Here is a 13,431-nt window from a genome sequence, read left to right on the forward strand (position 1 = left end):
GCCGCGGTCGTGGCGCACGACCGGATCGAGCCGGTCGGGCTCGAGGTGGAGATGCAGCGCTCCTACCTCGACTACGCCATGAGCGTCATCGTGGGGCGGGCGCTGCCGGACGTCCGGGACGGGCTCAAGCCGGTCCACCGCAAGATCCTGTACGCCATGTTCGACTCCGGCTACCGGCCGGACCGCGGCTACGTGAAGTGCTCCCGCGTCGTCGGCGACGTCATGGGTCAGTTCCACCCGCACGGCGACTCGGCGATCTACGACGCGCTGGTCCGGATGGCGCAGCCCTGGTCGCTGCGGTACCCGCTGGTCGACGGCAACGGCAACTTCGGCTCGCCCGGCAACGATCCAGCAGCCGCGATGCGCTATTGCCTGTCCGGCGACGCCCGGATTCGTACCGCCGACGGGTCGGTCCGGATCGACCAGATCGTCGCCGACGCGGCGCCGGGCAGCGAGACCGACATCGAGCTCAAGGTTCGCGACCGCAACGGCGACCTGGTCCGCGCCTCCAAGTTCTTCCACTCCGGCGAGCACCCCACGCTGCGGCTGCGCACCCGCGATGGGTACGAGCTGACCGGCACCCACAACCACCCGGTGCTCTGCCTGGTGAGCGTGGCCGGCGTGCCGACCCTGCTGTGGAAGCTGCTCGCCGAGATCACCCCGGGTGATCGGGTGGTCCTGCAGCGCACGGTGCCGGACGAGATCGGCTACCCGATGCTGGAGCACGTCGAGGCCGCCGTCCTCGCCGGCGCGTTCGTCAGCGAGGGCTGGGTCTCCGAAGGGCGGGCCGGCTTCAACAACGTGGACCGGGAGTTCTTCGTCCGGGTCCTCGCGGCCTACGACCTCGCGGTCGGCGGTCCGCGCTACGTCGGTCAGCGCACCGTAGCCTCGGGCAGTGTGCTGCACGAGCTGGACATCCAGGATCCCTCGGCGCTGCACAGGAGCCTCCTCGGCGAGCTGGCCGGGGCACGCAGCGCGGGGAAGTTCGTGCCCGAGTTCGTCTGGCAGGGGCAGCCGGCGGTCAAGCGGGCCTTCCTTCAAGCGTTGTTCGAGGGCGACGGCTCGTCCTCGCTGCTGCCGCGTGACACCATCCAGATTTCGTACTCCACCCGCAGCGAGCGGCTTGCCCGCGAGGTGCAGCAGCTTCTGCTGGAGTTCGGCGTGGTCAGCCGGCAGATCCGGTACGACAACGGCGAGATCAAGATCGTGGTGACCAACCGCCGTGACGCCCGCGTCTTCGCCGCGCACATCGGCTTCCTCGGCCGCAAGCAGGCGAAGCTGGAGGCCGAACTGGCCAACGTCCCGGCCAGCAGCACGGCGCTCTCCAGTGACCACGTCCCGCTGGTCGGCGACTTCATCCGGGAGCACGGCGCCACCCGCTGGACCGAGCGGGACTGGCTGCGGCGGCACAACGTCGACCGCGTCGAGCGCTGGGAGCGGGACCGGGACGAGATCGCCGTCCGGATCACCGAGCGCGAGGTGCTCGACGTGGTCGAGCCGTTGGTCGACGGGCGGTTCTACTACGCCGAGGTGGCGAGCGTCACCGACGCGGGTGCGCAGCCGGTCTACAGCATCCGGGTGGACACCGACGACCACTCCTTCGTGTCCGACGGCTTCGTCAGCCACAACACAGAGTGCAAGCTCGACCCGCTGGCGATGGAGATGCTGCGGGACATCGACGAGGACACCGTCGACCTGCAGGACAACTACGACGGCCGGGCCAAGGAGCCCACGATCCTGCCGTCGCGCATCCCGAACCTGCTGATCAACGGCTCCGAGGGCATCGCGGTCGGCATGGCCACCAAGATCCCGCCGCACAACCTGCGCGAGATCGGCGCGGCCGTGCAGTGGTGCCTGGAGCACCCGGACGCCGACGAGGCCACCACCCTCGACACGCTGATCGACATCGTCAAGGGCCCGGACTTTCCCACGTACGGCCTGATCGTCGGCACGCAGGCGATCCAGGACGCGTACCGCACGGGTCGGGGCTCGATCCGGATGCGCGCCGTGGTGGAGGTCGAGGAGGACAAGCGCGGCCGCCCGGCGCTGGTGGTCAGCGAGCTGCCGTACCAGGTCAACCCGGACAACCTCGCCGAGCGGATCGCCGAGCTGATCAAGGAGGGCAAGCTCGGCGGCATCGCCGACATCCGGGACGAGTCCTCCGGGCGTACGGGCATGCGGATCGTGCTGGTGCTCAAGCGCGACGCGGTCGCCAAGGTGGTGCTCAACAACCTCTACAAGCACACCCAGCTCCAGGAGACCTTCGGCGCCAACATGCTGGCGCTGGTCGACGGGGTGCCGCGCACGCTGAACCTGGCGCAGTTCATCCGCCACTACGTCGAGCACCAGATCGAGGTGATCCGGCGGCGGACGGCGTTCCGGCTGCGCAAGGCCGAGGAGCGGGCGCACATCCTGCGCGGCCTGTCCAAGGCGCTGGACGCCCTCGACGAGGTGATCGCCCTGATCCGGCGCTCGCCCACGGTGGAGGACGCGCGGCAGGGCCTGATCCGGCTGCTGGACATCGACGAGGTCCAGGCAACCGCGATCCTGGACATGCAGCTGCGCCGGCTCGCCGCGTTGGAGCGGCAGCGGATCCTCGACGACCTGGCCAAGCTGGAGATCGAGATCGCGGATCTCAAGGACATCCTGGCCAAGCCGGAGCGGCAGCGGAGGATCGTCTCCGAGGAGCTGGGCGAGATCGTCGCCAAGTGGGGCGACGAGCGGCGGACGAAGATCGTGCCGTTCGAGGGCGAGGTCTCGATGGAGGACCTCATCGCCCGCGAGGACGTCGTCGTGACGATCACCCGCACCGGGTACGCCAAGCGCACCAAGGTCGACCTCTACCGGTCCCAGCGGCGCGGCGGCAAGGGCGTCAGCGGGGCGACGCTGCGGCAGGACGACATCGTCAGCCACTTCTTCGTCTGCTCCACTCACGACTGGATCCTGTTCTTCACCAACAAGGGCAGGGTGTACCGGGCCAAGGCGTACGAGTTGCCGGAGGCCAGTAGGGTGGCCAAGGGCCAGCACGTGGCCAATCTGCTCGCCTTCCAACCCGACGAGCAGATCGCACAGATCATCGAGATTCCGGACTACCAGGTGGCCCCCTACCTGGTACTGGCCACGAAGAACGGCCTGGTGAAGAAGACGCGGCTCGAGGAGTTCGACTCCAACCGTTCCGGCGGCATCATCGCGATCAACCTGCGCGATGAGGACGAACTGGTCGGTGCTGCCCTCGTCGCCCCGGAGAACGACCTGCTGCTGGTCTCGAAGAACGCCCAGGCGATCCGGTTCAACGCCACGGACGAGGCGCTGCGGCCGATGGGCCGGGCCACCTCCGGCGTGATCGGCATGCGGTTCAGCGAGGACGACGAACTGCTGGCCATGGAGGTCGTCCAGGAGGGGATGGACGTCCTGGTCGCCACGAACGGGGGCTACGCGAAACGTACCCCGATCGAGGAATACCCGGTCCAGGGCCGGGGAGGTAAGGGCGTGCTGACTGCGAAGATCACCGAGCGACGCGGTGGTCTGGTCGGTGCGGTGGTGATCGACCCGGACGACGAGCTGTTCGCGATCACCAGCAACGGTGGTGTCATCCGGACTCCGGTGAAGCCTGTACGCCGTACGCGTGACCGGAACACAATGGGGGTAAAGCTGATGGACCTCCCGGACGGCGTGACTATCGTGGCGATTGCTCGCAATGCCGACGAGCCTGACGAACAGGACTAGTTGATGACGGAGACACAGGCGAAGTCGGGGAACAAGGGGACCTCGGCCAACCCGGTCGACGAGGAGGCCGCCGGAAAGGGCGGCGCGGCCGCGACCGGCCGCGCGGCAGTGGGCCGGGCGACAGTCCCCGCCGACGCGCCTGCCCCGAAGTTCACCCGGGCCCCGGCATGGCACCCCCGCCGGACAAGCCCGGCGACGAATCGGGGGCGAGCGACAAGCCCGAGACAGTCGGCGCGGACAAGCCCACGTCCGCGACCGCACCGGTGGGGTCGATGGGCGGTGCCGCCGGCCCGGGCGCGACTCAGCCGATCAAGGCCGGCGGCGGCCAGGCTCCCGGTGCCGCGGTCACCGGCACCCTGCCCCGGCTGGGCCTCGGGCCGGCCAAGCCGCCGCCTGACGGCGCGCGGTCGGCCGGCACAAGCCGTCCCGTCAGCGGCGGGGACTGCCGCCGGGGGTTCCCGGCGCGGCCGCCGTCGGGCCGCGCGCGTGGGTGAGGCGGTACGCGCCGCGCGTACCTCGGTCAGCTCGGCCGCCTCCCGCGGGCCTCGCCGGGCCCGGCTGAACCTCAAGCGGATCGATCCCTGGTCCGTGATGAAGTTCGCCTTCGCCGTCTCCATCGTGCTGTTCATCGTGGTGGTCGTCGCCACCTCGGTGCTGTACCTGGCGCTGGACGCGATGGGCGTGTTCCAGAGCGTCAACGAGAGCCTGACCGACCTGGTGAACGCCGGCGGGCAGGGCGGCGGCGGGTTCCGGATCACCGCCAAGGGCGTGATCCTCAGCTCCGCTCTGATCGGTCTGGTCAACGTTGTCCTGTTCACCGCGCTCGCCACCCTCGGCGCGTTCGTCTACAACGTCTGCGCCGACCTGGTCGGCGGGATCGAGCTGACGCTCGCCGAGCGCGACTGACCGCACCCGACGCCGGGGCACCGTAAAACGGTCGCCCCGGCGTCGGCTATACGGGTACCTTCGTGGTGGCACGGGCGGAGGCGCGCCACGGGCACCCCGATTTGGGGCCGACCGTGGCGATGGGTTAACCTTGCTCGTCGCCATGCGGGGCTATAGCTCAGTCGGTTAGAGCGCAGAGCTGATAACTCTGAGGTCGCTGGTTCGATTCCAGCTAGCCCCACCGCACATCGGTCCGACGTTCTGTCGAGCGCAAGGGGTCGTCCCATGGTCAAGAAGCTCCTGATTGTCGCTGGCGTTATCGGCGTGGCCGCCCTCGTGGCCAAGAAAATCAAGGCTTCGAACGACGAGCGAGCCCTCTGGCACGAGGCGACCACCTCGCCGGACCTGCGCTGAGCGTCCCTTTTCGGACTGCCAGATCCCGGGCGGCCACGTCCGCCCTCGGGGCCCTAGCTCAACTGGCAGAGCACTGCCTTTGCAAGGCAGGGGTTAGGGGTTCAAGTCCCCTGGGCTCCACTCTTACCGCCTCTGACCAGGCGTTTAACCAAAGTAAGATCAACGGGCACAGTCTCGGCACAACCCAGCGTTGATCTTGATTCGTCTCAGGTTGGCGACGTGCGAGTCGCGGCGGCTTGCAGGACCGTCCCGACCAGACCACGCCGACGCTCCCGCTTCGGCCACCAGTGGACGTACGTCTCCAGCGTGATCCGCAGCGTTTTGTGCCGAAGCATCCGTTGGACTTCCTGCGGTTCGGCGTGGTTGGTGATGAGCGTCGTAGCGAAGAAGTGCCGCAGCGCGTGAAAGGTGCCGTGTTCCTTCGGCCAGCCGGCCGCGTCGCGCCAGTCGGCCCACTCCCGCGACCAGGTCCGATCGGTCAACGGGTTTCCACGCGTGGTGGTGAACAGCAGCGGCACCGACCGGCAGACCGGGTCGCCCGCGGTGATGTCGACCAGCTCCACCGCGACGGGCGGGAAGTCGCGGACGTGTTCGGCAAGGACCTTGCCGACGACGGGGTCCAGGTCGACGGTGCCGGACGATCCCGCTTTCGGCTCGCTGAGGTAGAACCCGCCGTACTGCTGGGGCGCGTACCGGAGCTGTTGAGCGATGTGCAGCTCTGCCCGCTCCTGGTCGACGCAGCGGGAACCGTCTTCCATCCCGAGCGCCTCACCCAGACGGCAGCCTTGACCAGCACCAAGCCAAATGGCCGCCCGGTAGCGGGGCGGTACCGCATCGAGCAGGGCTAGGACTTCGCCCTCTGTGGGAACCCACTTCGGAGCACGAGAGAAGCCCCGCAGCATCTGAGCCAGCTTGACACCGTCGCACGGGTTGTCCGCAATCATCTTGTCGGTCACGGCCGCGCTCAGCACCGCGTCAAGCAGCTCGAAGTACAGCTTGAGCGACGTCCGGGGCGTTCCCTCGTCCAAGCGCCGGGTCAGCCACTCCAACACCGAGGTCAGATGAATCGTCCGGAGCGGCCGGTCACCGAACGCCGGGTAGAGGTGGCACCGGAGGTTGGACTCCACCCGCTTACGGGTTTCCAGCGCCCAGCCGGCTTCACGGGAGAGCCGCCACCGTTCCCCGTACTCCCGCAGCGTCACGTTCCGCTCGGACTGCTGGACCTTCATCTCTTCGGCCACGCCGGCACGGACGCGGGCGTCGAAGGCTTCCGCGTCGGTCTTGCGCTCGAACAGCTTCTCTCGGGACTTTCCGGCGGCGTCGGCGTAACGGACCCGCCAGCGTTTGCCCCGGCCGTGTCGCTTGGAGGGGAGCCGCTTCTTGTCTGGCCCGCGTGTGGTCAGGTACCACAGGTCATCGATCGACATGTCAGGCCGCCTTCTTGTCGAACCAGGCCCGCACTTCGGCGGGGTCGTATCGGAGGTGCCGGCCGACGCGGGACGCGCGGGGGCCGATCCGGCGGTGCCGCCATTGGTAGAGGGTGCCGACCGGGATGCCGAGGAACGCCGACACGTCGGTGACGCTCCACAGGCGTTCGGTGGGGGTGGCGCTCATTCGGGTTCCTTTCTTGTCTGTCGTGCCGCCCGAATGCGATCACCGATCGCGGTGGCGAGTTCGAGTTGTTCGGGGGTGTCGTAGCCGATGCCGAGGATCTGCCAGTCGTTGACCACGATCACGTCGGTGTCTTCGGGAAGCCCGGCTTCGGTGAGCGCGGTTTGGAGCTGGTGCGCGCGACGTTCGGCGCGAAGGTGCTTAAAGGTCGTGCTGTAGATGCGGGACTTGGTGAGGAAGTGGCCGCGGAAGCCGAGCATGTGCGCCCAGTGGCGGAGTTTGAGTTCGGCGTATTGGTCGAGGCCGCCGAGGTCCCACGCGGTTTGGATCATGGCCCGGTGGTGGTCGGAGACCCGTAGTTGGTCGATGTGCATCTGTGAGCGGATGCGCCGGTCTCCGGTTTCCGTCGCCCCGGTGCCCTTGGTGGCGTACTTGGCGATGTAGCCGGCGAGCCTGGTGTCTGCCACCGCCTGGTCCTCGTCGTCGCTTCCGTCGCCGGGGATGTCGATGTCGGTGGCGGTGATGTCCTTGACGTCGACCTGAGTGCCCCAGCGCAGAGGCAGCGCGGACCCGTCGGGGCGTACGGTGCCCAGCTCGACGGACGAGGCCGCGGAACGGACCGCGTCGGCCAACACGTCGGGGGTGAGCCAGACGGGGGGCGACGAGTCCGGGCCGGACGGGCCGTCCGCGCGAATGACCGCGTGGAAGTGGACCAGGCCGCGCCCCTGATACTCGGCAACCTTGGCGTAGGAGATCCGCAGGTGCGACCCGGACTCGCGGACGGTGAGGCCACCAGCGGCGGCGACTGCCCGGCGTAGGGCGATGGTGAACCGGTGCCAGAGTTGGCCGCTGTGCGCCTGCCACAGCACCGCGCCCGTGTAGTCGTACGAGTCCGGATCGACCGGGCTCCCCAGCAGCCGATGCCCTTCCGGGTGCCAACGCCCGCAGGAGCAAGGCCGCTTGCCGGGCCGGTTGTGCACCGCGCCGAAGGACGGAGCTGTGAGCGTCACGAACAGCCGGGTAGACCGGGCGACGGACGACGGGACGCCCTTGCCGCCGGACATGCCCGCGTGAATCAGGTGCCAGGCGTCAGCGGCGTACCGGTCCGCGCACGTCGGGCAGACAGCCGCACGACGAGTGCCGCAGGAGGCCCACACCCGGCCCTGCCGAGAGGCGATCAGGTCACCGCTGCCGAGGTGTCGGACCTCGAACTTGCCGACCAGCCGGACCGGCTGGAGACAGCCCTTGACGCTCTCGACGCCGGCCCGCCATTCCTTGTAGGCCGGCGAGCGCATCCACCGGGCCAACTCCGCCTCAGGGTCGTATCCGTCGTGCGCCTGTCGAGGCGCGCGAGGTGGTGATGACATGGGGGTTCCCTCCGAAGACGGCCCTGCCGTGCCCCCGGTGGTGTCGGTGGGAGCACGGCAGGCCAGAGCGAGCGAGAAGGTACGAAGGTCAGTGCGCGTAGCCGTTGACGGCGACCGGAGCGAGCCGATCAGCGACCTTCGACGCGATCGACAGCGGTAGCCGAGTGGCCTGCTGGATGTCAGCCGCGGTGACCGGTCGATCCAGGTCCGCGACGAGCCGCCGGATCTGGGCTTGCATCCCGGTCGGGATACCCAACCCGTCCAGCGCCAGGGCCGGAGGCTCGGCAGCGGCGTCACTCGCCGGCGTTTCCTCCACCAGGCGGACCGGGACCGAGGGCGGAACCGTCACGGGTTCCGGAGCCGGAGCCGGGGGCGGGGCAGGCGGCGGGGGTGCCGGGGCGGCGGGTTCCGCGACGACGGCCGGCATGGTCACCGGTGCCGGTGCCGGTGCCGGGGCGTTCGTGGGCAGAGTGATGGCCCGTCGTGCTTGGGTGCAGCGTGCCTGCACGATCGGCATGACTTCGGCCAGGAAGAACACCAGGACCGGCACCATGATGTGCGCGGCCAGCATGCCCGCCCTGATTCCGCCCTCACGGGGCCACAGCGCCGGCACGACGTTCATGACGAGGGTGGAGCCGAGCAGGAACCGTTTGAGCCAGTCGACCGCCTTGGAGTCGATGTCGATGTCTCGGGCGATCATCGCGGCTTCCCACCGCAGGACAGTGATGAGGATGCCGACAAGGCAGGGCTCGACTCCCCAGCAGCCCCACCACACCGGATCGGCCGGGGTGAGGTGACCGGCCAGGAAGTCCTGAACGCCGGTCGTGGTGAACACCGACCCGACCGCCAGGAACAGCCACAGGGAACGGGTCACGCTCACCCGCAGCCGTTCGATGTCCACGATGTCCAGCGCGGCATCCTGCTCCAGGTCGTGAAGCTGCCGCGCCACATCAAGGCGCTTGCTCAGCTTGCGGACCGGGCGAGGCAGGCGAGCCGGTTTGTCATCCCGCCGTATGTCGCTCATCCGTGCCTCGCGGCGGCCAGCTCGGACACCGGCCAGCCGGCGACGCGCACGAGTTCGGCAATGTCGGAGTCGTCGCAGTAGGCGGCCCGGACGCGCACCGGAGTACGGGAACGCTGCTTGACGACGAAGCCGATACCGGCCGACTCCGGCACGTTCGGGATCTCGTCGGCCAGCGCGCCCCGGCGGCGCATGTCCTCACCGAGGACCATGTCGACGTGTCCGGCGGAGGTGGCCCGCAGGCACACCCGCAGGGAGAACAGGTCCCGCTGCGGGATCACGTCCTTGGTGGGTTCCTGGAGCGCGCCGATCACGCTGCCGCCCAGCGCCCGAGCCTGGGACAGGATCAGCGGCAGCGCGGCCTGAGCGCCGCGGGTCAGGGACCTGTCGCCGTACCCGGTCACCGCGCCCAGCTCATCGACCACCAGAAGATCGAGGGGGGTTTCCCGCGACATGGCGAAGGTCCGCCGGCCCTGCTCCGCCAAGACCTGCTTGCGGTCCTGCATCGTGCTCCAGAAGCCCTGGATGACATCCACGATGTCGGCGTCCGTCTCGGCGTACCGGTAGGACACCGGGCGCAGGGCGTTGAGTTCCGTGCCCTTCGGGTTGACCACGTGCAGGCGCACCAGGCCGTCGCGGATCAGCGGAGCGCACGCCCGAAGCGCCATCCAGGTCACCGAGTTCTTGCCCGAACCGGTGGCCCCCGCGATGAGCCAGTGTTGCCCGACCAGCGGCGCGTACCAGTCGGTACCGTGCTCCGTCTCGCCCAGGTACACCCGCGACAGGTCCACCGCGTCGGAGTCGGCCAGGATGTCCGGCGGGATGATCGACTCGGTGAACGGCTCACTGCGCTGGACGATCAGCGCGATCACCTGAGGACGTACCCGCTCGACGCCGACCCGCTCAGCCCGCAGCGCGACGGCCAGGGCGTCAGCGGCTTCCTCCCACATCTTCGGCGTCTGCCCGAGCAACAGCCGCACGTACACCGTCTCCGTTGACGGGGAGTGCGACCGCACGCGGATGATCCGGGGAACGTTGATCACACCCGTCGTCCGGTGCACCGTCACCAGGTTGCACGCCTCCACTACGCGGCTCCACCACGGCCCGAGGTAAGCCCTCGACAGCCAACGCCGGCGCACCGCCCGCAGCCGCGGAGCCGCCAACCGCGACCACGACTCCGGGTGACCCCGGTACCAGCCCACACCCGCCGCCACCGCACCCGCCACCACACCACCCGCCGTCACCGGCCCGAACTGGACCACGCCGGCAGCGGCAGCAGCCGGAGCCGCCACGAACCCCGGATGCCGAGCAGCCCACCCCGCCACACGCCATTCCCAACCCTGAACGCGCTTACCCATCTCTCGCACCTACCTTCACCAGTTGATATGTGATTTCGTCACGTCTGATTTTTGGGGCAAAGGAAAGGCCCGGATCGGATTACCAACCCGGGCCTTTCCGTCGAACAACTACCGGTCAGCGGACCGCCGAAAACATCTTCTTCGCGACCGCCGTGGCCCGCTTCGCCTTCTCCGTCTCCTCCATCCACGGCGTTGCCTCTTCGAGGAGGATCAGCAGTACCGCGACCGCCCGGCGAAGCTCGTCGTAGTGCTTCATGTAGCGGTACCGCTCCGGCATCCCCTTCATCGACCTACGCAGCAGCCGCATCGCCTGATCGATACCGTCGTAGGTGTCACTGATCCGATACGACGACATCAGCTCACCTTCCACGGCTTCGCGATCAGGTCCGCCTCATACGTCTTGACCCGCAGGTGAAACGCCCGCAGCGTTTCCACGGCCTGCTTGTGCGCGTCCTCCAGGTCGTCCATCCGGGCCGCGAACTGGTACAGCGTTCCCGGCGGCGGCTCACACGCCTTGATCAGGCTGTTCACACCGTCGAGCAGCATCGCCAGACCCTGCACGTTGCCCACCAACGCCTCATACCTGGCCCTGCCGGTCCACGCCTTCACCATCTCCGGCACCAAATCCATACCGACTCCCGTCCGGTCTGCAACCCACACGATCGGTGGGCACCACCCGCCCCCGGAAACGTGCTCCAAGGGGCGGATAGAAACCACCGAACAGCGGCGGCTACTCCCGACCGGTCAGACGCCACACCCGACGCCACCGACGCGTCTCACGACGGATCAACCCGACGTTCACAGCGACCGACAGCATCAGCAACCCGATAAGGGCCAGCTCGAAATCCGACATAGCAACCTCCCTCCGAAGAATCAATAGCGGCAATTCGCAAACGGCGACATTAGACCTGTTTCAGGCAAGGGTGTATTCACTGTGGAATTCTCAAAGAACAACCAGCCAAGGATGCAGCCAGACCACCGACCGCATTACCTCAACAAAGCGCCCCGACCCGACTCGAACGGGTCACCCACCAGAAAGGGGCGGGGCAGAGTGCCTACGAAGAACGCGACTGCCCGCGACTGCGCCGGGGCATCTCCTGCTCAAGGTGCCGCACCACCGCAGCCGGGCTAATCGGCACATCACCAAGGCCGTCCAGCAGGGCCGCGACCTCGCGCAACGTGTCGGCAAGCTCCGAACCGGTCGGATCACCCCTGTCGGCTACCATCGGGTACAGCATCTCCGGTCTCCTTTCAAGGACTGGTCTCTACGAACTGATGTCGGGATGCAGAGCCCCCGGACCGTTGCAGCGGCATGGGGGCTCAACCATCACCGCGACGCCGGCTTGAGGCCTTGCGCCTTCCACGACAACCCGGACCGGCCGTCCTTCTCCCAGTGCGACACCGTCGGCGCGATCAGTTCGACCACGTCGCCCTCCTCGATCCCCTCAGGGTTGGCCGAGAGCGTGACCTTGAACTCGTCACCCTTGCCCCGGTAGCCGTCCTCCGTCGCCACCGGCTTGGCGAACACGCCCACCACGTACAGCGGGTCATCCGTCCCGTAAGCCGTCTTGACCTTCCCGTCCTGATCCGTCTTGATCGACGGCTCCTCCACCACGCGCAGCTTGAAGCCAGCCAGGTTCACCGGAATGTTCCGCATGTCGCCTCGTTCTCCTTCGATGCCTCGTGCTTGTGTCGTCCCGCAGATGGGGAATTCGGCCCCGATCAAACCCGCCGTCCGATGTAACAGAGCGAATCAGCTTGGAGCAGAGGCTAACAGTTTGATTCAGTCTGCGTCAACAGATACACTCTGGTTCACGTAGACAGGCCGTTGACCTGCGAAAACATCAACCCGCGGGGTTGGCTCGAACACCCTTCGTAGTCGCAGGCTGTACGAAACGAGGAGTCGGATGACCACCCAGGCAGACCCCCGGGGCGAGTTGCAGCGAGGGACGAGCGCACTCGTCATCGCTCAAGCCATCCGGAACGACATCCAGTCCGGCCGGCTGGTGCACGGGCGGCAACTGCCCGGCACCAGAGCTCTTGCTGCGTCCTGGAGTACCAGCGTCGCCACCATCAACCGGGCGATGGCGATCCTGGCCGAGGAAGGGCTCGTCATCAACCGTGCTCGTTCAAGTCGAATCGTTCACAATCCCGGTGGAGCCCCGGGTAAGCCAGGACCCCGAGTGATCCTCATTGGAGGCTATGCGGGTTCGGGAAAGACGGAGCTTGGTCGCATCATCGCTCGCCAGACAGGCTGGGCGATTCTCGACAAAGACACAACCACCCGGCCCGTCGTTGAAGTAGCGCTAGAACGTTTGGGGCAATCTCCGCACGATCGAGAATCAGAGACCTATCTGTTGGGTATCCGGCCCGCCGAATATGAAGCACTGATGGCAACCCTTATCGAGAATTTGGAGTGCGGGGTGTCAGTAATCGTGACTGCGCCCTTCATCAAGGAGTTGCGAGACGAAGCGTGGTGTGATCGGCTAGCGGCCACGGTGGCAGCACACAACGGAACTCTTCAAGTTGTCTGGGTTTCCTGCGACGCCGACACGATGCACACCTACATTCGCCGCCGTGGTGCCGCCCGAGATGACTTCAAGCTTGGAAACTGGACCAAGTACGTCGATGGTCTTGACCTTATGTTCGAGCCCAAGATTCCGTACGTGAGCATCGACAACTCCGCAGGTGCTAGACCGCTACAGGAGCAAGCCAAAGAGCTGCTCGGCAAGATGGCTGCACTGTGAAAAGGGGACTCATTCTCTACGGCGCGCCCGCTACTGGCAAGGACACGGTAACCGCCGAACTTGTCCGCCGGGAGTCCAGACTTGAGCACTTCAAACGGCTGAAGCTCGGCCCTGGAAGAACCACCGGCTATCGGATGATCAGTGCGAGCCAAGCAGACGATCTACGCCATAGGCCAGGCGCGATTCTGTGGGAGAATAGCCGCTACGATGCTACCTACTTCGTTGACCGTTCTGGGCTGGAGCAGCTATGGACCTCAGGTTACGTGCCAGTTGTGCACCTGGGCCAGGTTGAAGCAGTCGAA

General features: G+C 67.3%; 12 protein-coding genes, 2 tRNA genes and 1 pseudogene. 6 read left to right on the plus strand and 9 right to left on the minus strand.

What is annotated here, in order from left to right; all coding sequences use genetic code 11:
- Positions 1–78: 78 nt before the first annotated feature.
- The 5 genes and pseudogenes from gyrA (at position 79) to JD77_RS12105 (ending at position 5,145) form a co-directional block, all read left to right on the plus strand.
- Positions 79–3,726: an intein-containing DNA gyrase subunit A gene (gene gyrA, locus JD77_RS12090; RefSeq protein ID WP_387226988.1), complete on the plus strand. Its 3,648-nt coding sequence runs from the start codon at positions 79–81 to the stop codon at positions 3,724–3,726.
- A 3-nt stretch (positions 3,727–3,729) separates the two neighbouring features.
- A pseudogene (locus JD77_RS12095) lies at positions 3,730–4,632 on the plus strand (DUF3566 domain-containing protein).
- A gap of 146 nt (positions 4,633–4,778) precedes the next feature.
- Positions 4,779–4,852: transfer RNA gene (locus tag JD77_RS12100), tRNA-Ile, on the plus strand.
- A 44-nt stretch (positions 4,853–4,896) separates the two neighbouring features.
- Positions 4,897–5,025: a DLW-39 family protein gene (locus JD77_RS32825; protein ID WP_211372543.1), complete on the plus strand. Its 129-nt coding sequence runs from the start codon at positions 4,897–4,899 to the stop codon at positions 5,023–5,025.
- A gap of 47 nt (positions 5,026–5,072) precedes the next feature.
- A tRNA-Ala gene (locus JD77_RS12105) sits at positions 5,073–5,145 on the plus strand.
- A gap of 86 nt (positions 5,146–5,231) precedes the next feature.
- Here the strand turns inward: JD77_RS12105 and JD77_RS12110 are convergent.
- The 9 genes from JD77_RS12110 to JD77_RS12155 form a co-directional block, all read right to left on the minus strand.
- Positions 5,232–6,452: a tyrosine-type recombinase/integrase gene (locus JD77_RS12110; RefSeq protein ID WP_145774407.1), complete on the minus strand. Its 1,221-nt coding sequence runs from the start codon at positions 6,450–6,452 to the stop codon at positions 5,232–5,234.
- Between the two features lies 1 nt (position 6,453).
- Complete coding sequence (locus JD77_RS12115) at positions 6,454–6,639, minus strand: helix-turn-helix transcriptional regulator (RefSeq protein ID WP_145774409.1); 186 nt, start codon at positions 6,637–6,639, stop codon at positions 6,454–6,456.
- Entirely contained in the window at positions 6,636–7,931 is a 1,296-nt protein-coding gene (locus JD77_RS12120; RefSeq protein ID WP_145777549.1) for a replication initiator, read from the minus strand. The genes JD77_RS12115 and JD77_RS12120 overlap by 4 nt, the downstream gene beginning before the upstream one ends.
- A gap of 160 nt (positions 7,932–8,091) precedes the next feature.
- Positions 8,092–9,027, minus strand: a complete 936-nt coding sequence (locus tag JD77_RS12125; RefSeq protein ID WP_145774411.1) for a hypothetical protein — start codon at positions 9,025–9,027, stop codon at positions 8,092–8,094.
- A complete protein-coding gene (locus tag JD77_RS12130; protein ID WP_170286435.1) occupies positions 9,024–10,382 on the minus strand; it encodes an FtsK/SpoIIIE domain-containing protein in 1,359 nt (452 codons plus the stop codon). Before JD77_RS12130 ends, JD77_RS12125 begins: the two co-directional genes overlap by 4 nt.
- 115 nt (positions 10,383–10,497) lie before the next feature.
- Positions 10,498–10,737, minus strand: a complete 240-nt coding sequence (locus JD77_RS12140) for a hypothetical protein (protein ID WP_145774415.1) — start codon at positions 10,735–10,737, stop codon at positions 10,498–10,500.
- The gene (locus tag JD77_RS12145; protein ID WP_145774417.1) at positions 10,737–11,012 is read right to left on the minus strand and encodes a hypothetical protein; all 276 of its coding nucleotides are present in this window, start codon (positions 11,010–11,012) and stop codon (positions 10,737–10,739) included. Before JD77_RS12145 ends, JD77_RS12140 begins: the two co-directional genes overlap by 1 nt.
- Before the next feature lie 425 nt (positions 11,013–11,437).
- Positions 11,438–11,620, minus strand: a complete 183-nt coding sequence (locus JD77_RS12150) for a hypothetical protein (RefSeq protein ID WP_145774419.1) — start codon at positions 11,618–11,620, stop codon at positions 11,438–11,440.
- Between the two features lie 89 nt (positions 11,621–11,709).
- On the minus strand, positions 11,710–12,039 hold the full coding sequence (locus tag JD77_RS12155) for a hypothetical protein (RefSeq protein ID WP_145774420.1): 330 nt from the start codon (positions 12,037–12,039) through the stop codon (positions 11,710–11,712).
- 250 nt (positions 12,040–12,289) lie between these two features.
- Between JD77_RS12155 and JD77_RS12160 the strand changes: the two genes are divergently transcribed.
- A complete protein-coding gene (locus JD77_RS12160) occupies positions 12,290–13,129 on the plus strand; it encodes a GntR family transcriptional regulator (RefSeq protein ID WP_145774422.1) in 840 nt (279 codons plus the stop codon).
- Positions 13,130–13,431 lie beyond the last annotated feature (302 nt).

It is taken from the genome of Micromonospora olivasterospora (assembly GCF_007830265.1).
Taxonomy (GTDB): domain Bacteria; phylum Actinomycetota; class Actinomycetes; order Mycobacteriales; family Micromonosporaceae; genus Micromonospora; species Micromonospora olivasterospora.